Source organism: Streptomyces sp. NPDC003720, from assembly GCF_042875075.1.
In the GTDB taxonomy this organism is placed as follows: Bacteria; Actinomycetota; Actinomycetes; order Streptomycetales; family Streptomycetaceae; genus Streptomyces.
In genome coordinates, this window is record NZ_JBIANZ010000006.1 from 318,786 (window position 1) to 336,470 (window position 17,685).

Annotated in this window: 15 protein-coding genes; 9 read left to right on the forward strand and 6 right to left on the reverse strand. The window is 74.4% G+C overall.

What is annotated here, in order from left to right; all coding sequences use genetic code 11:
* Positions 1–107: 107 nt before the first annotated feature.
* The 4 genes from ACFYU0_RS18835 (at position 108) to ACFYU0_RS18850 (ending at position 5,607) form a co-directional block, all read left to right on the forward strand.
* Positions 108–1,340: an ROK family protein gene (locus tag ACFYU0_RS18835; protein WP_389302466.1), complete on the forward strand. Its 1,233-nt coding sequence runs from the start codon at positions 108–110 to the stop codon at positions 1,338–1,340.
* A gap of 14 nt (positions 1,341–1,354) precedes the next feature.
* The gene (locus ACFYU0_RS18840; protein ID WP_389302468.1) at positions 1,355–4,222 is read left to right on the forward strand and encodes a glycoside hydrolase family 2 TIM barrel-domain containing protein; all 2,868 of its coding nucleotides are present in this window, start codon (positions 1,355–1,357) and stop codon (positions 4,220–4,222) included.
* 104 nt (positions 4,223–4,326) lie between these two features.
* The gene (locus tag ACFYU0_RS18845; RefSeq protein ID WP_351665673.1) at positions 4,327–4,911 is read left to right on the forward strand and encodes a TetR-like C-terminal domain-containing protein; all 585 of its coding nucleotides are present in this window, start codon (positions 4,327–4,329) and stop codon (positions 4,909–4,911) included.
* 138 nt (positions 4,912–5,049) lie between these two features.
* Positions 5,050–5,607, forward strand: a complete 558-nt coding sequence (locus tag ACFYU0_RS18850) for a DUF3291 domain-containing protein (protein WP_389302471.1) — start codon at positions 5,050–5,052, stop codon at positions 5,605–5,607.
* Between the two features lie 15 nt (positions 5,608–5,622).
* On the opposite strand, the gene ACFYU0_RS18855 is transcribed toward ACFYU0_RS18850, so the two are convergent.
* The gene (locus tag ACFYU0_RS18855; protein WP_351665677.1) at positions 5,623–5,988 is read right to left on the reverse strand and encodes a VOC family protein; all 366 of its coding nucleotides are present in this window, start codon (positions 5,986–5,988) and stop codon (positions 5,623–5,625) included.
* 150 nt (positions 5,989–6,138) lie between these two features.
* Between ACFYU0_RS18855 and ACFYU0_RS18860 the strand changes: the two genes are divergently transcribed.
* Together ACFYU0_RS18860 and mmuM are read left to right on the forward strand one after the other, a co-directional pair.
* Positions 6,139–6,801: a Type 1 glutamine amidotransferase-like domain-containing protein gene (locus tag ACFYU0_RS18860; protein ID WP_389302804.1), complete on the forward strand. Its 663-nt coding sequence runs from the start codon at positions 6,139–6,141 to the stop codon at positions 6,799–6,801.
* A gap of 52 nt (positions 6,802–6,853) precedes the next feature.
* Positions 6,854–7,771 carry a homocysteine S-methyltransferase gene (gene mmuM, locus ACFYU0_RS18865; RefSeq protein WP_389302474.1) on the forward strand — a complete coding sequence of 306 codons (918 nt, stop codon included), beginning with the start codon at positions 6,854–6,856 and terminating at the stop codon, positions 7,769–7,771.
* Between the two features lie 447 nt (positions 7,772–8,218).
* On the opposite strand, the gene ACFYU0_RS18870 is transcribed toward mmuM, so the two are convergent.
* The 3 genes from ACFYU0_RS18870 to ACFYU0_RS18880 all read right to left on the reverse strand — a co-directional run bounded on the left by ACFYU0_RS18870 (position 8,219) and on the right by ACFYU0_RS18880 (position 11,579).
* Positions 8,219–9,790 (reverse strand): carboxylesterase/lipase family protein, encoded by a 1,572-nt coding sequence (locus ACFYU0_RS18870; protein ID WP_389302477.1) that lies wholly within the window; start codon positions 9,788–9,790, stop codon positions 8,219–8,221.
* A gap of 165 nt (positions 9,791–9,955) precedes the next feature.
* Positions 9,956–10,366 carry a hypothetical protein gene (locus tag ACFYU0_RS18875; protein WP_389302480.1) on the reverse strand — a complete coding sequence of 137 codons (411 nt, stop codon included), beginning with the start codon at positions 10,364–10,366 and terminating at the stop codon, positions 9,956–9,958.
* A gap of 370 nt (positions 10,367–10,736) precedes the next feature.
* Positions 10,737–11,579 (reverse strand): phosphotransferase enzyme family protein, encoded by an 843-nt coding sequence (locus ACFYU0_RS18880; RefSeq protein WP_389302483.1) that lies wholly within the window; start codon positions 11,577–11,579, stop codon positions 10,737–10,739.
* 86 nt (positions 11,580–11,665) lie between these two features.
* Here ACFYU0_RS18880 and ACFYU0_RS18885 point away from each other — a divergent pair, with 86 nt between their 5' ends.
* On the forward strand, positions 11,666–12,064 hold the full coding sequence (locus ACFYU0_RS18885) for a VOC family protein (protein WP_389302484.1): 399 nt from the start codon (positions 11,666–11,668) through the stop codon (positions 12,062–12,064).
* A gap of 160 nt (positions 12,065–12,224) precedes the next feature.
* Here the strand turns inward: ACFYU0_RS18885 and ACFYU0_RS18890 are convergent, their stop codons facing one another.
* Positions 12,225–12,908 (reverse strand): helix-turn-helix domain-containing protein, encoded by a 684-nt coding sequence (locus tag ACFYU0_RS18890; RefSeq protein WP_389302487.1) that lies wholly within the window; start codon positions 12,906–12,908, stop codon positions 12,225–12,227.
* Between the two features lie 60 nt (positions 12,909–12,968).
* Entirely contained in the window at positions 12,969–14,180 is a 1,212-nt protein-coding gene (locus ACFYU0_RS18895) for a YihY/virulence factor BrkB family protein (RefSeq protein ID WP_389302490.1), read from the reverse strand.
* Between the two features lie 119 nt (positions 14,181–14,299).
* Between ACFYU0_RS18895 and ACFYU0_RS18900 the strand changes: the two genes are divergently transcribed.
* A complete protein-coding gene (locus ACFYU0_RS18900) occupies positions 14,300–15,937 on the forward strand; it encodes an acyl-CoA dehydrogenase family protein (protein ID WP_389302493.1) in 1,638 nt (545 codons plus the stop codon).
* A gap of 326 nt (positions 15,938–16,263) precedes the next feature.
* The gene (locus tag ACFYU0_RS18905; RefSeq protein ID WP_389302497.1) at positions 16,264–17,541 is read left to right on the forward strand and encodes a GAF domain-containing protein; all 1,278 of its coding nucleotides are present in this window, start codon (positions 16,264–16,266) and stop codon (positions 17,539–17,541) included.
* The last annotated feature ends 144 nt before the right edge of the window (positions 17,542–17,685 follow it).

The following is a 17,685-nucleotide window of genomic DNA, read 5'->3' on the forward strand; positions in this document are numbered from 1 at the left end:
CTCCACCCCCTTTCCCAACCCCTTGTAGAAAGGGTCGCCGGCCCATAGCCTGTCGGCGCGCCGGTGCCGGTCCCGCCCCCGGCCGACGGGATGGGAGGGGCAGGTCCGTGAAGCGCACGTCACGTGACATCCGCACCGCGAACCGCTACGAGGTGCTGCGCCGGATCATCGCCGGCTCCCCCACCTCGCGGCAGGAGCTGGCCGCCGCCACCGGCCTCAGCCTGGCCACGGTCGCCACCCTGGTCGGCGAGCTGCTGGATCTGCGCATGATCACCGAGGTCGGCTTCGAGGACTCGGCGGGCGGGCGGCCCCGGGGCCTGGTCGCCGTCGACGCGTCCGGCGGCGCACTGGTCGGGGTGGACATCGCGGAGACGTACGTCCACGTCGAGCTGTTCGACCTGGCCCTGAACGTACTGGCCCGCACCGAGGAGGAGTTGGACGCCGGCGAGCGGGGCCCCGAGCGGGTGGCCGGCCGGGTCGCCGCAGCCGTCGGCTCGGTGGTGGCCCGGGCCGGGGCGGGGTCGGACAGGGTGCTCGGCGTCGGCGTGAGCATGCCGGGCCAGATCGACCGGGACGGCGGTGTCGTCGAGTACGCGGCCAACTGGGACTGGCACGACGTGCCGCTGCTCGGTCTGCTCGCCGAGCGCATTTCCCACCCGCTGTACCTGGACAACCCGCTGCGCGCCTGCACCGCGGCCGAGCTGTGGTTCGGGGCCGCGCGGGGGCGCGGGGACGTCGTGGTGGTGAACCTCGGCACGGGCGTCGGCGCGGGTCTCGCGCTCGGCGGCGGGCTGCACCGGGGAGCCAGCAACAGCGCGGGCGAGTGGGGGCACACCACCCTCGTGCTGGACGGCAGACCGTGCCACTGCGGCGGCCACGGCTGCGTGGAGACCTACGTCGGGGCGCCCGGCATCATGCGGAACCTGCGCGAACTGAGCCCGCACTCACCGCTGTTGCACCCCGGGGACCAGACGGCGACCGTCGACGCCCTGGGCGCGGCGGCCGCCGCGGGCGACCCGGTGGCGCTCGAGGCGGTCCGCGACACCGCCCGCTATCTGGGCGCCGGCATATCCGATCTGATCAACCTGCTCAACCCCGAAGTGGTCGTGCTCAGCAGCTGGGTGGCGGCCCGGCTGGGCGCGCCGCTGCTCGACGAGGTCCGCGCGGCCGTCGCCCGGCGGGCGCTGCGGCGGCCGCTGGCGGCCACCGAGATCGTCCTCTCCCCCATCCCGGCCGACCCGGTGTCCCTGGGCGCGGCCACGTTCGCGCTGGAGGGGACGCTGCGGTCCGCCGGACGGCGCACGGCCGCCGTGAGAGGACGCACCACACGCAACGGCTGAGCTAGGAGAAACCGATGTCCGGTCGCACCTCCACCACCGAGTACGTCGAGGACGTCTCGCCGGGCTCCGGGACGCTCGCGCCCCGGGCCTGGTACGCCGCCTCGGACGCCAAGTCGCTCTCCCTGAACGGAAGCTGGCGCTTCCGGCTGTCGGACACGGCCGACGCCGAGGACGACTCCTTCGCGCGCGAGGGATACGACGCGTCCGGCTGGGCGGAGCTGCGGGTCCCCGGCCACTGGGTCCTCCAGGGGCACGGCTCCCCCGCCTACACCAACGTCCTCTACCCGTTCCCGGTCGACCCGCCCCGGGTCCCGACCGAGAACCCGACCGGTGACCACCTGCGCGTCTTCGATCTGCCCGAGGACTGGCCCGACGGCGAGGACGGCGGGGCGGTGCTCCGTTTCGACGGGGTGGAGTCCTGCGCCCGCGTCTGGCTGAACGGCGCCGAACTGGGCCACTTCAAGGGTTCGCGGCTGCCGCACGAGTTCGCGGTCGGCCCTCTGCTGAGGCCGGCGGGCAACGTGCTGGCGGTACGGGTCCACCAGTGGTCCGCGGGCTCGTACCTGGAGGACCAGGACCAGTGGTGGCTGCCGGGCGTCTTCCGGGACGTCACGCTGCTGCACCGCCCGGCGGGCAGCGCGCTGGACTTCTTCGTGCACGCCTCGTACGACCATGTCGCCGGCACCGGCACCCTGCGCGTCGACTCCGAGGTGGACGGCCGGGTGACCGTGCCGGACCTCGGCATCGACGTCGCCACCGGGGAGCCGGTGACGGTGCCGGTCGAGCCGTGGTCGGCGGAGGTCCCGAGGCTGTACGACGGGGTGCTGGACACCGGGGGCGAGCGGGTGCCGCTGCGCGTCGGCTTCCGTACGGTGGAGCTGTCGGACGGGCTGATCAAGGTCAACGGCAGGGCCGTGCTGTTCAAGGGGGTCAACCGGCACGAGTGGCATCCGCGGCGGGGCCGCGCGCTGGACCTCGCGACGATGCGGGAGGACGTGCTGCTGATGAAGCGGCACAACGTCAACGCCGTCCGCACCTCCCACTACCCGCCGCACCCGGCCTTCCTCGACCTGTGCGACGAGCTGGGCCTGTGGGTCGTCGACGAGTGCGACCTGGAGACCCACGGCTTCACCGAGCAGGGCTGGCGGGACAACCCCGTCGACGACGACCGATGGACCCCGGCCCTGCTGGACCGCGCGGCCCGCATGGTCGAGCGGGACAAGAACCACCCCGCCGTCGTCGTCTGGTCGCTGGGCAACGAGGCCGGCACCGGCCGGGGCCTGACCGCGATGGCCGGGTGGATCCGCGACCGCGATCCCTCGAGGCTGCTGCACTACGAGGGCGACCACGACTGCCGGGACACGGACGTGTACTCGCGGATGTACCTCTCCCACAGCGACGTGGAGCGGGTCGGCCGCGGCCTGGACGGCGGCACCCGACGGCGCCGCCGACTGCCGTTCATCCTCTGCGAGTACGGGCACGCCATGGGCAACGGCCCCGGCGGGCTCGCCGAGTACCAGCGGCTGTTCGAGGCGCACGGCCGGCTGCAGGGCGGCTTCGTCTGGGAGTGGATCGACCACGGCGTCGAGGACGAGCGCTTCGGCTACGCCTACGGCGGCGACTTCGGCGAGGAGCTGCACGACGGCAACTTCGTCTGCGACGGGCTGCTCTTCCCGGACCGGCGGCCCTCCCCCGGCCTCGTCGAGTACAAGAAGGTGATCGAGCCGGTCGCGATCGAGGGCGACGGCACCGGCGGCAGCGTCCGCGTCACCAACAAGTACGACTTCGCCGACCTCTCGGCGCTGGCCTTCACCTGGGCCTACCAGGTGGACGGCGAGACGGTGGCGTCCGGCGCCCTGCCGGTGCCTCCGCTGACGCCGGGCGAGTTGGCCGAGGTGAAGCTGCCCGAGCCGCCGGCCGCGGCGCCGGCGGGCGAGGCCCACTGGACCGTACGGGCGCTGCTCGCCGCCGACACGGTCTGGGCGCCGAGGGAACACGTGGTCGCCTGGGGCCAGTTCGCGGTCTCGCCGCACCCGGCGCCGACGGTCCCGGCGACCAGCGGCCCGGCGCCCGGCGACGGTGTGATCACCCTCGGCCCGGCCTCCTTCGACGCCCGCAGCGGCGCCCTGCGGTCGATCGGCCGGGTGGCGGTCACCGGGCTGCGCCTGGACGTGTGGCGGGCGACCACCGACAACGACGACGGCGCCGCCTGGCAGAGCGACGCCCGCTACGGCCTGCTCTGGCGCGAGCTCGGTCTGCACCGCATGCGGCACCGGCTGGACGCCGTGGAGGTGGACGAGGACGCGCTGACCGTGCGCACCCGGACGGCGCCGGCGGCCCGGGAGTTCGGGCTGTCGGCCGTGTACCGCTGGACGTCGGACGGCACGCGGCTCGCTCTGACCGTGTCCGTGACCCCGGACGGCGACTGGCCGGTGCCGCTGCCCCGGCTCGGCATCCGCTTCGGGCTGGCCGCTGCCGACCGCGTCCGGTGGTACGGCGGCGGGCCGGGCGAGGCGTATCCGGACAGCGCGACGGCGTCGGCGGTCGGCCGCTGGCAGTCGACCGTGGACGAGCTGCAGACGCCGTACGTCCGTCCCCAGGAGAACGGCGCCCGGGCCGGGGTCCGCTGGGCGGAACTCGGCGGCCTGCGCATCGAGGGCGACCCGGAGTTCTCCCTCACCGCCCGGCGCTGGACCACCGAGCACCTGGACGCGGCCGCCCACCTGAGCGACCTCACGCCCGGTGACATGGTGTGGGTCAACCTGGATCACGGCCTGCACGGCCTCGGCTCCCAGTCCTGCGGCCCGGGCCCGCTGCCGCGGTACTTCCTGCGGGCCGAGCCCTCCCGGTTCTCGTTCGTCCTCTCGGAGGCTCCCGCCTGACGAAATGCCTGGTCCCGCGCGGGTCACGGTGAGCGCACCGCGCGGGCCGGCGGCCACAGCCTGGATATCCTTGGACGCCGGCTCGGCATCCAAGGAGGTGGCCCATGGCCCGCGCGGGACTCACCGTCGACCGGATCGTCGCGGCCGCCGCCGAACTCGCCGACGAGGCGGGCTTCGAGAAGGTCTCCCTGTCCGCGCTGGCCCGGCGCTTCGGGGTGAAGGACGCCAGCCTCTACTCGCACGTCCGCAACCTGAACGACCTGCGCACCCGGCTCGCGCTGCACGCGGGCGGCGAGCTGATCGACCGGATCGCGGCGGCCGTCGCCGGCCGGGCGGGCCGGGACGCGCTGGCCGCCTTCGCGGGCGCCTACCGGTCGTACGCCCTGGAGCACCCGGGCCGTTACGCGGCCACCCAGATCCGCGTCGACCAGAGCCTGGTCGCCGACTCCCCCGCCCTGCGCCGCACCGCCGAGATCACCTACGGCATGCTCCGCGCCTACGGCCTGTCCGAGCCGGACCTGACCGACGCCGTGCGCCTGCTGCGGAGCACCTTCCACGGCTACTGCGCCCTGGAGTCCACCGGCGGCTTCGGCGCCCCGCGCGACGTCGAGGCCTCCTGGGACAAGACGGTGGAGGCCCTGCACATCGCCCTCAGCCACTGGCCCCGGGAGGCGAGGGACGCTCACTGAGTGCAGCCGCGCCCCCAACGACCCTTGCGGAAAGCCACGTTGACAGCAAAAGCGCAACTTCGACATGGCCCGCGCAGGCGGCTACCTTCACCTGGTCCTCGGCGATCACCCACGGCACACCCGACCAGGGAGAGACGCATGCCCCATCTCGCGCTGTACACGTTCGGCGTCCTGAAGTCACCTCTCGCCGATCCCGCACCCCTCACGAGCGAGTTCTACGAGATCGGCGCGGCCGTCTACCGGAAGCTGAGTCGGCAGCCGGGATACCTGGCGCACGCCGAGACGGCGGACGGCGACCGGGGCGAACTCTTCGAGGCGGACTGGGGCGCATGGGGACAGTTCGCCGTACCCGCCTGGTACGACAAGGGCCGCACGGTGGAGACCACCGCCCTGGCCGCGACCCTCTCGCTGTGGACCGGCCTGCGCCCCGCCTTCGACGCCATCTACACCGGTCTGCACCGTGAAGCGCTGAACAGGCGTTACGACTGGTTCGAGAGGACCGGGCGTCCGAACTACGTGTTCTGGTGGGTCCCCGACGGCGTGACACCCACCTGGCAGGACGGGGTTGCCCGGCTGGAACACCTCCACGCCCACGGCGCCGCGCCGCACGCCTTCACCTTCCACCACTCGTTCACCCCGGACGGAACTCCGGCCGGGATCAAGGAGGTCGGGCCGAAGAGCGGTCGAGTCCGCTGACGCCGGCCGGATTCGCTAGCCACGTTCGGCGGCGCTGCGCTCCACGCAGAACTCGTTGCCCTCGGGGTCGGCGAGGACCGCCCAGCCGGTGCCGTCGGGCCTGCGCCGGTCGTCGACCAGGGTGGCGCCGAGGGCGATGACCCGCTCGACCTCCTCGTCGCGGGTGCGGTCCTGCGGCTGGAGGTCGAGATGCAGCCGGTTCCGGACGGTCTTGCGCTCCGGCACGGTGACGAACAGCAGCCCCGCGCCCTCGATCAGCGCCTCCGGGTCGCCGGGGTGGTCGTCCTCGTGCAGCGGCCGGCCCAGCACCTTCGACCAGAAGCCGCCGAGGGCGTAGGCGTCGGCGCAGGCGATCGTCACATGGCGGATCCTGGAAGTCATGTGGTGGAGTCTTCTGCACGGTCACCCGGCGCGGCAACCGAGTTGGGCCGGGCTCGGACCGGAACCGCCGGTCCCGGTCCGTGAACGGGCGGACTCGTCGATGACGGTCCCCCACCTGGGATCGGCTCACGGTTCCTCGGGAAGGACATGATGAAGCTTCTGCTCACCGACTCCGGCATCAGGAACGCGAGCATCCGGGACGCGCTGGTCGGCCTTCTGGACAAGCCGATCGCCGAGTCCAGCGCCCTGTGCATCCCCACCGCGGGATACGGGGGCCCCTACGCCGATCCGGCCGGGCCGTGGCGGTTCGTCAGCGGACGCGCCCCCGGCCCCATGACCGGGCTGGGCTGGAAGTCGGTCGGGTTGCTGGAACTCACCGCGCTGCCCGGCATCGACAGGGCCCGCTGGGTCTCCTGGGTCCGGGAGGCCGACGTCCTGCTGGTCAACGGCGGTGACGCGCTGTACCTGTGCCACTGGATGCGGGAGTCAGGGCTGGCCGCGCTGCTGCCGTCGCTGCCCGACACGGTCTACGTGGGGCTCAGCGCCGGCAGCATGGTGATGACCCCCCGCGTCGGCGAGGAGTTCGTGGGCTGGACGCCGCCCGGCGGCGGCGACGCTGCGCTGGGCGTGGTCGACTTCTCGATCTTCCCGCACCTGGATCATCCGGACTGCCCGGAGAACAGCATGGCCGCGGCGGAGCGGTGGGCGGCCGGGATCGCGGGTCCGGCGTACGCGATCGACGAGCAGACCGCCGTCAAGGTGGCCGACGGCGCCGTCGAAGTGGTCTCGGAGGGCCGCTGGAAGCGGTTCTAGTGCTTCGGGGCGCGGGCGGCGGTCACCGTCGTACGTGGACTAGCGTCAGAACATGACCAGCAGCACGCAGCCCGGCCTCGCCGAAGCCCTCGCCGCCGGAACGGTCGTGCTCGACGGCGGGCTGTCCAACCAGCTCGAAGCGGCCGGTTACGACCTGGGCGACGAGCTGTGGTCGGCACGGCTGCTCGCCGAGCGGCCGGAGGCGATCACCGAGGCGCACCTCGCCTACTTCGAGGCCGGTGCGAGCGTGGCCATCACCGCCAGCTACCAGGCCGGCTTCGAGGGCTTCGCCAGGCGCGGGATCGGCCGGGCGAGAGCGGCGCGGCTGCTGGTGCTCAGCGTGGAACTGGCCCGGGAGGCGGCCCGGCGGGCCGCGGCGGGCGGGGCCGGCCGCCCGCTGTGGGTGGCGGCCTCGGCCGGACCGTACGGGGCGATGCTCGCGGACGGCTCCGAGTACCGGGGACGCTACGGGCTGAGCACCGGCGAGCTGGAGCGGTTCCACCGGCCGCGGCTGGAGGTCCTGGCCGCCGCGGCGCCGGACGCGCTGGCTCTGGAGACGGTTCCGGACGCCGAGGAGGGGGCGGCGCTGGTGCGCGCGGTCCGGGGGCTGGGGGTGCCCGCCTGGCTGTCGTACACCGTCGAGGGCCGGCGTACGCGCGCCGGGCAGCCGCTTGAGGAGGCGTTCGCGCACGCCGCCGGCGCCGACGAGATCATCGCGGTCGGCGTGAACTGCTGCGCGCCGGAGGACGTGCCGTACGCGATCGGGGTCGCGGCCCGGGTCACCGGCAAGCCGGTCGTCGTCTACCCCAACAGCGGGGAGGCCTGGGACCCGCGGGCCCGCGCCTGGGCCGGCCGCTCCCGCTTCGACGCCGGGCAGGTCGAGGAGTGGCGGAACGCGGGCGCACGGCTGATCGGCGGCTGCTGCCGGGTGGGGCCGGCGGGGATCGCCGCGATCGCCCGAGCGCTGTGAGCAGGCAGGTACCGGTGCTCGCCCGCGCGGGGCGACGACGGCACAGGGTCGGCACCCGCGGAACGCCCCGGCACGGAGCCGGCGGCAAACGGAGCGGCGACGGCACGGACCGGGCACCGGCGGCATACCGGCCAGGCAGCGCCAGCACGGCGCCGCCGGGGATCGCCGCGATCGCCCGAGCGCTGTGAGCAGGCAGGTACCGGTGCTCGCCCGCGCGGGGCGACGACGGCACAGGGTCGGCACCCGCGGAACGCCCCGGCACGGAGCCGGCGGCAAACGGAGCGGCGACGGCACGGACCGGGCACCGGCGGCATACCGGCCAGGCAACGGCAGCACGGCGCCGGCGGGGATCGCCGCGATCGCGCCCGCGTGACCCGTCTCCCGGATCTCCGGCCTCCGTTGCCGGGCCCACCTGCGACCGAACCGGTACCCGCGCCGGGCGCGGTGTCAGCGGCGGCGGGCGGCGACCGAGCGGCGCAGGCGCCGGACCGCGGAGGCCCGTGCGGCTCCCGGCGCCCTGACGCCGGAGGCGGACGCCGGTTGCGGGACGGTGGCGGCGGCCGGCCACAGGCCCAGTTCGGCGTCGCGCGGGCCGTAGGCGACACGCGGCTCGCCGACGTCGAAGATCCGCACCGGGTGCGAGGCGTCCCAGGCCTGCCAGCCCGGGTCGCCGGTCGTGGCGAACCGCACCCAGGCCGAGTGCATCGCGTCGCCCAGCTCCTGCGGCGCGCCCGCCCCGGCCAGCTTGACCGACTCCGGCACGTCGCCGGTGTCGAACACGAACCCGAGTTCGAGCGCATGGCAGGCGCCGAGCCCGGGGACCAGGGACGGCCACGCGAACTCGTACAGGTACGAGCGGCCCGGGCGGGCGTCGGCGAGCCGGTGCAGCGGCAGCCGGAGCAGGTGGTCGGTGACCATCTGGCCGACGACCTCGGCGGTGCCGGCGCCGGGGCGGGCGGCACGGTAGCCGCGCGGCACGTCGTGGCCGGCGTGGCAGCGGGCCATGGCCCCGGCCAGGGCGACCGTGCCGAGCCGGTCGACGCGCTCGACCAGGCCGCCGGGCACCAGCCACAGCCGGTACTCGTCCCGGGTCCAGCCCATGAGCAGGTCGGCGCCCCGGGCTGCCTCGCCGTCGATCAGGGCCTGGAGGGGGTCCCGGGGCACGAGGTCCCCGTCCACGACGATGCCGAAGGCGGGCCCGCCCAGCACGGGACTGCTCAGCTTCCCCACCTCGGCCTGGGTGCGCAGCAGCAGTGCGCGGTCGACGGCGGCGAAGGCCTCAGCGGTGGCCGGCACCTTCAGCCGGCCGGCCATCCGGCGCACCACGCGCCGCACCCGGTCGCGCTCGGAGAACTCCGGTGCGCCGCTCTGCAGCACCGCCCGCCGGAACAGACCCTGGGCCGGGGGCGCCGCGATCAGGGCGCCGACGCTGATCGCACCGGCCGACTGCCCGCACAGGGTGACGTTGTCCGGGTCGCCGCCGAAGGCGGCGATGCTGTCGTGCACCCAGCGCAGAGCGGCGAGCTGGTCGCGCAGGCCCGGGTTGGGCGGCGCGTCCGGGAACAGTCCGTAGCCCTCGATCCCGAGCCGGTAGTTGACCGAGACGAGCACGACCCCGTCCCGCGCGAACGCGTGACCGCCGTAGACCGGCACAGCGGAGGATCCCCTGGTCAGGGCGCCGCCGTGCAGCCACACCAGTACCGGAAGACGGGCGCCGCGGCCCGGCTCGGGGGTCCACACGTTCAGGTTGAGGCAGTCGTCGCCGGCGACGACGGGGTCGGAGAGGTAGCGGGCGAAGGCCTCGGAGTACGGCGGCTTGGGCGCCGTCGGCCCGAAGGCGCCGGCGTCCCGCACGCCGTCCCACGGCTCGGGCGGCTCGGGCGGCCGGAACCGGCGGGGCCCGAAGGGCGGAGCGGCGTACGGGATTCCCCGGAACACCGCTCCACCGCGCTCGTAACGGCCGCGTACGGCCCCGTGGGGTGTCACGACCACGGGGCCCGTCGGCTGCTCTGCCGTCATCACCCACCAGCCCTTCACCACGCCCGGCCCCCGCCGCACGGCACGCCCGGGCACCGATCAAGCACCGCTCACTTCAGAGCACCACATCCGGCGGATGTATTCCGGTGCACGGAGTCCGTGCTGGGCTGTACGGGGGACACGTGGTGGTGCCGGGCCGGCGCGTGGTCAGGCCGCCCAGACTCCGGAGCTCGCCGCGGTCGAGCCGAAGTCGAAGTAGAAGTGCGTGCCGTCCTTGACGTCCGTCGCGACGACGGTCCACTGGCCCGCCGGGGCGTTCTTGAACGTGCTCTGGCAGTACGAGCCGCCGGAGCTGGGCAGCCAGCACACCGCGACGCTGGTGCTGGTGCCGGGCTTGATGTTGATGTCGGCGCAGTTGCTGGTGGACGTCAGGTACGGGCCGCCCTGGGGGTACCAGCGGTTCCCGGCGGGCTTGGAGTACGACTTGGCGCTGCCGTAGCAGGACTGCGCCCCCGTCTCACCGCTGGTCTGGGCCTGGGCGGCGGGCGCGGCGGCGAGGACGCCGCCGAGCAGCGCCGCCGCGAATAACGACGCGCAGACGGTCTTTCCGATGCTCATCGGTGTTTCCCCCTCGGTCGAGTGCCGGGGCACCCCATCGGTCCCCCTGGCGGCCGCGGTCCGGGCGACCCCATGGCTCGGACCCCCGCACCGCCACCCCTGGATGCTGCTGGACGCCCCGCGCGGTGAACAGGGTCAATATCGGTCATGTCCGCGTCATTAGGTACGAGTCGGTGATCAGGGTCTCCGGACGCGGGCGCCGGGGCGGGCGGCCGCCGTGCTCACGGCGCCGGCCCCGAGCACCGATGCCGTGAGCACCGCGGCCGCCGCCCGGCCGGGCGCGGCCCTTCACCGAGCCGAAAGCCTCCCCCGGGCGGGCGGCCGGTCCTCCGCACGCGCGGGCTCCGCTCACCTCGATGGCCGAACGGGTTCACCGCAGAAACGTCACGTTGCACTCGCGTGCCGCCCGGATCCGGCCGAGCCCCTCGGTGCCGAGCCGGCGTCCGTCCGGGAATCGGTCGTCCCGGTCCCAGCGCCAGGCCGTGATCATCGCGAGCACCAGGGTCCGGCAGGCGCGCAGCAGGTCCTGGTCGACACCGGGGTAGTGCCCGCCGGCCTCCTCGGGAGCGTGGGCGAGGTCGAACTCGACGGGCCCGCGGCAACACGTCTCGAGGTCCACGAACAGCGGCCCGGTCCTCGTGGAGAGCACGTTGCCCGGGTGCGGCTCGCCGTGCAGCAACTGCTCGGCGCCGCCACGGCCGGCGATCGCTCGCCGCAGGCTCCGCAGCGTGTCACCGAGCAGCTCCCGGTCCGCTTCGGCGAGCGCCGGGGTGCGGTCGCGGTCCGCCACGAGCCGTCGGGCCTGCTCGACCCGGTCCGTGCAGTGCGGCGCCGGTACGTCGAGCGTGCGCATGCCGGCGTGCAGCCGCTTCAGGGCGTAGGCGTAGTCGGCTGGTGAGACCGTCCGGAACGGGTCGTGGTAGGTCCACAGCGTGACGACGAAGCCGTCACGCTCATGGACACGCGGCTCCACACGCGGCTCGAGAGCGGCCACCGGGCATCCGGCCTCGGCGAGCCGCAGAGCCAGCTCGACCTCGAACCGGGCGACCTGATGCGCCGCGGGCGCGACCCGGGCCAGGACGTCACAGGGCAGCAGGCGCAGAGTGAGCTTGTTCGAGTCGTGCAGAACGACCGCCTCGTCGGCCGGCAGGGCGAGCGAGGAGGCCGTGTCCTTGGCCGCGGCCACCGCACGCCGGAGCTCCGCTGCCCGCATCGTCTTCTGGTCCCCCTCGTCGCCGGACAGCCGCCGTGTCCGATTCCTTCAAGACCGGGCCCCGGATCCCTGCCTACCGTGGGCCCATGACTCCACGATTCGCCGTGATCGGCGTGGTGGCCTCCGACCTGGCCGCCTCGCTCGCCTTCTACCGCCGTCTCGGACTGGTCTTCCCGGAGGGGGCCGAGAAGCAACCGCATGTCGAGGCCGAACTGCCGGGCGGGCTGGTGCTCGCGCTGGACACCGAGGAGACCGTCCGGTCCTTCCACCCGGCCTGGCGCCCGCCCGCCGCGGGCGGGCGGGTCGCGCTCGCCTTCCGGTGCGGCTCGCCGGCCGAGGTCGACGCGGTGTACGGGGATCTGGTGGGCGCCGGCCACCACGGCGAGCTGAAGCCGTGGGACGCGTTCTGGGGCCAGCGGTACGCCACGGTGCACGACCCGGACGGCAACGCCGTCGACCTGTTCGCCCCGCTAGGGCCTGTCTGACAGTTCCCGCCTGCCGCGCGACGCCATGCACGCACTCTCGCCGCACCGGCCCCAGACCCGAGTACGTCCAGTACGGGGCCCTGGAGCCGGCCCGCCGAGAGCACGCACCTGACGCCGCGCGGCCGCCCTTCGGGCGACGACGCGAATTGTCAGACAGGCCCTAGCCGCCGAGTAGCTCGCCGAGCGTCCGGCCCGCCAGTTGCCGTACGTCGCGGGCGAGGTGCGGCTGGTCGGAGTACCCGGCGCGGGCCGCCGTCTCGGCGTAGGGCACCCCGGAGTGGGCCAGGGCCAGGGCGCGCTGGAGGCGCAGGACGCGGGCCAGGGTCTTGGGGCCGTAGCCGAACGCGGTCAGGCAGCGGCGGTGCAGCGCGCGTTCGCCGATGCCGAGTCCGGCGGCCGTGGCCGCCACCGGGCGGCCCGCGTCCAGGCACTCCACCAGCCGGCGCAGCAGCGGGTCGGGCCCCTCGGACTGGGCGGCCCAGCCAAGGGCGGCGTCCTCCAGGGCGGTCGCGGCGTCCGGCGCCGCGGCGACGCGGTCGCGCAGCCGCCGGACCCGGGCGGCGGGCCAGAGGTCGGCCAGTTCGGCCCGGGTGTCGCGCAGTTCGGCGGCCGGCACGCCGAGCAGGGCGGGCGCGGTGCCGGGGAAGAAGCGCAGGCCCGCCCAGGCGCGCGGCGGGCCCCCGGGGACGTGGGCGCGGGTGTCGGGGCCGGCGACGAGCAGCCGGCCCTCGCTGAACAGCAGGTCCATGCAGCCGTCGGGCAGCACCGGCCGGGCGGCGGAGTCCTCGGGGGTGCGGCGCCACACCACGGCGCCGGTGAGCCGGGACGGCCGTTCCTCGTACACGGGCGCCAGGCTACGCCGCCGGGGGCGCCACGGGCGGCGGAACGGGCGCCCGCGCTGCGGTCACACCCCGTGCGGAGGGGTGTCGCCGTGCTTGCCGTTCGCGCCGTTGGGTCCGGCCGCCCCGGTCCCGCCGGCCGCCCCGTCGGCCTTGTGCGTGTGGTGGTGGGGGTTCCTGGCGTGGGTGCGCAGGCGGGCCGTCACGTCCTCCGGCGGGAGGAAGCGGGACCAGCGCTCGGGGAACTCGGAGGGCATGTCCGGGTCGTCCGGGTCGCTCTCGCGGGCTCCGGCGGCCCAGGCGACGTACTCGGCGACCTGCGCCTCGCGCACCCGCTCGTTCGCCTCACGGGCGGCGGCCGTGGCGGCGGCGGGCCAGACCCGGTCGATGGCGGCGTTCACCGCCGCGCCGACGAGCACGGCGAAGGCCGACACACCGATCCACAGCAGCACGGCGACGGACGCGGCCAGGGAGCCGTAGATGGTGGCGCCCTCGATGGTGTGGGTGAGGTAGATGCGCAGCAGCAGGCTGCCCAGGACCCACATGGCGAGGGCTACCAGGGCGCCGGGCACGTCCTCGATCCACGGGGAGCGCACGGGCACGGAGACGTGGTACAGCGTCGTCAGGAAGACGACCGAGAGGACCAGGACGACCGGCCAGTACAGGACCTGCACCAGCGTCTCCGACCAGGGCACGATCCGTACGACGGCGTCCGGCCCGGCCACCATCAGCGGCAGCGCGACCGAGCCGATCAGCAGGGCCACGATGAACAGCAGGAACGACATCAGCCGGGTCTTGACGATGCCCCGTACGCCGTCGAGGCCGTACATGACGGTGATGGTGTCGATGAAGACGTTCACCGCGCGCGAGCCGGACCACAGGGCGAAGAGGAAGCCGATGGAGATGACGTCGGGCCTGCCGCCCGCCATCACGTCGTGCAGGATCGGCTCGGCGATCTCCTTGACGCCCTTGTCGGACAGGACGGTTCGGGAGGCCTCGAGGATGTTGTTCTCCAGGCTCTGGATGGTGTCGGCGCCCGTCCAGGCGTCGACGTAGCCGAGCAGGCCGATGAGGCTCAGCAGCAGCGGTGGCACCGACAGCAGGGTGAAGAACGCCGCCTCGGCCGCCAGGCCCAGGATCCGGTACTCCATGCACGAGTTGACGGTGTCCTTGAGAAGCAGCCAGGCCGTCCTGCGCTTGGATACGTTCCGGTAGAGGGCTCTGGCCCGGTGGAGGCGGCCGGCGGGCCGCTCGGGGGTTTCACTTCCTGGCTGCACGACCTAACGGTATCCGCCGTACCGCACCGTCCTCACCTTCCGGGGTGGCCTGCCGGTACCGGCACGCGCCGCGGCGCCCCGGGGGCAGCATCGGCGCGATCGCGGGTAGGTTCGCAGTCATGGCAGGCAACCCGACGCACACCGTGACGAACCAGCCGCCCGCGCTGGTGGGATACGACGTCTTCGGCGCCGACCGGGCCCTCGTGGAGGCCGTCGAGCGGCACACCGCCGCCGAGTCGCTGGACGAGGTGCGGGCGGAACTGTCCGCGCTGGGCCGGGCCGCGGGCTCGGAGCAGGTACAGGAGTGGGGGGCGCAGGCGAACGAGTCTCCGCCGCGGCTGCGCACGCACGACCGCTACGGCCACCGCATCGACGAGGTCGACTTCCACCCGGCCTGGCACCGCCTGCTCGGCAAGGGTGTCTCGGCGGGCCTCACCGGCGCCTGGACCCGGCCGGCGGGGCATGTGCGCCGGGCGGCCGGGTTCCTGGTGTGGACCCAGGTCGAGGCGGGCAACTGCTGCCCGCTGTCGATGACCCACGCGGCCGTGCCCGCGCTGCGCGCCGATCCGGAGCTGGCCGCGGAGTGGGAGCCGCGGCTGGCGTCCACCATCTACGACCGCGGACTCAGGCCCGCCGCCGGGAAGGCCGGCGCCCTGTTCGGCATGGGCATGACCGAGAAGCAGGGCGGCAGCGACGTACGGGCCAACACCACGCGGGCCCGGCCGCTCGCCGAGGCCGGGACGTACGAGCTGACCGGGCACAAGTGGTTCTGCTCGGCGCCCATGTCGGACGGCTTCCTCGTGCTCGCGCAGGCTCCCGGCGGACTCACCTGCTTCCTCGTGCCGCGCGTCCTCGCCGACGGCGCCCGCAACGTGTTCCTGATCCAGCGGCTGAAGGACAAGCTGGGCAACCGCTCCAACGCCTCCGCCGAGGTCGAGTTCGACGGCACCTGGGCGCGCGTGGTCGGCGAGGAGGGGCGCGGCGTCCGCACGATCATCGACATGGTCGCCGCGACCCGGCTGGACTGCGCGCTCGGCTCGGCCGGGCTGATGCGGCAGGCGGTGGCGCAGGCGGTGCACCACTGCGAGCACCGGGAGGCCTTCGGCGGCAGGCTGGCCGACAAGCCGCTCATGCGCAACGTGCTGGCCGACCTCGCGCTGGAGTCCGAGGCCGCGACCGCGCTGGCGCTCCGGTGCGCCGCCGCCTACGACGACGGGAGCGAGCGGGAGCGCGCCTTCCTGCGGCTCGCGGTGCCGGCCGCCAAGTACTGGATCACCAAGCGCTGCGCCCCGCTGGCGGTGGAGGCCGCCGAGTGCCTGGGCGGCAACGGGTACGTCGAGGAGTCGGGCCTGCCCCGTCTGGTGCGGGAGTCGCCGCTGAACTCCGTCTGGGAGGGCGCGGGGAACGTGCAGGCGCTGGACGTGCTGCGGGCGCTGCGGCGCGAGCCGGGCGCGCTGGACGCCTGCCTCACCGAGATCGGCCGGGCGCACGGCGCCGACCACCGGCTGGACCGTGCGGTCAAGGACCTGTTCACCGAACTGGCCGACCTGGAGGGCGTCGAGAGCCGGGCCCGGCGGCTGGTGGAGCGGCTCGCGCTGGTGCTCCAGGGGTCGCTGCTGGTGCGGTTCGCGCCGCCGGAGGTCGCCGACGCGTTCTGCGCCTCGCGGCTCGGCGGCGACCGGGGCGGTTCGTTCGGCACGCTGCCGGCGGGCCTGGACCTGGCACCGGTGGTCGAGCGGGCGCGGCCGGTGTCCTGATCCGGACCGGCCGTCCGGAGCCTGCGCGGGCACACACGACGGGGGTGGTGCTGCGCCGACACGGCACCACCCCCGCTGAATGGGCCCGTTGAAAGGCCAGAACGCCACCCGTGGGCGGCGCCGTGGACAAGTCTCGGGTCTCCTGGTGCGGTTCACCAGGGTTGCAGAGGGTTGCAACTTATTGATGACTGTGCGCGGAGTCTGTGCCTCCGGCATGCGCCCGGCGGCAGTATGGGCACCGAAGCCGACCGGAAACCGCCGCCCGGTACGGCTTGACAGGTGTGTTCGAGGCCCTTCCGGGAGGATCACCAGTGGTGAACCCGCCGATGAACCTGGCGCGTCTGGCCGCCGTGGACGCGGCGCAGGCGGCGCGGGTGCTGAGCGAGGTACGTGAGGCGACACTCGCCGGACAGCGTGCGCGGATCGCGCCCCGGCCGGTGATCGAGCAGTCCTGGGGACGGATGCTGCGCAGCGGGGTCGACCCCGACCACGACTTCAGGTCCGGTCTGCTGTCCGCCGACGAAGTGCGGCGCAGACGTGAGGAGTCACCGCTGCGGCACGTGCTGCCGGTGCTGCGCGAGGGACTGCTTTCGGTCGCGGACGTCTCCCAGCACATCATGGTCGTCGCCGACCCCGAGGGGCGCGTGCTGTGGCGGGAGGGGTCGCCGCAGGTGCTGCGCAAGGCCGACGGCCTCGGCTTCGAACTCGGCGCGGACTGGCGGGAGGACGTCGTCGGCACCAACGGCGTGGGCACCCCCGCGGTGGTGCGGCGGCCGGTGCAGGTGTTCGCCGCCGAGCACTTCGTCCGCTCGCACGCCTCCTGGACCTGCACGGGCGCCCCGATCGCCGATCCCAGGGACGGCAGGCTCATCGGGGTGGTGGACGTCAGCGGCCCGCTGCGCACCATGCATCCGGCGACCCTCTCCTGGGTGGACTCCGTGGCCAAGCTCGCCGAGGCCCGGCTGCGGGAACTGCACCAGGACTCGCTGGAGCGGCTGCGCGCGGTGGGCGCGCCGGTGCTGGCCCGGCTGGACGGCCCGGCGCTGGTGGTCGACCGGCACGGCTGGACGGCGGCCGTGACCGGGATGCCGTACGTGCGGCGGCTCGGTCTGCCCAAGTCGCTGTCGCCGGGGCGCCGGTGGCTGCCGCCGCTGGGCCACTGCGCGGTGGAGCCGCTGGCCGGGGGCTGGCTGCTGCGGGTGGCGGACGAGCCGCCGCCGGGCGCCGCGAGCCGGGTCCGGCTGGACCTGACCCGCGCGGGCCGCACCTCGGTCACCGTGTGCGGGGCGGCCGGCTCCTGGTCCCGGGAAGTCAGTCCGCGCCACGCCGAGTTGCTGTACCTGCTCGCCGAACACCGCGGCGGGCGGGGCGCGGCGGCCCTGGCGGAGGACCTGTTCGGCGATCCGTCCAGAACGGTCACGGTGCGGGCCGAGATGTCCAGGGTCCGGCGCTACCTCGGGGATCTGCTGCAGCACCGGCCGTACCGGTTCCGCGAGGACACCGAGGTCGAGGTGCTGCTGCCGGCCAACCCCCGTGACCTGCTGCCCCAGTCGGCGGCGCCGGCCGTGGCAGCGCGGCGGCGGGCGGCGGCGGACGCGGGCTGACGGCGGCGTCCGGACTCCCGTGGCGCAGGGGTGACCGCCCGGTTCGTGCGGGTGCCTTTCGCATATTTGGGGGTCTTGGCCCTGCGCCGCCCCTTACTGCCGTAGCATCCCTGTGGGCCTCCCCACCTGCTCCTCGGTCAACGT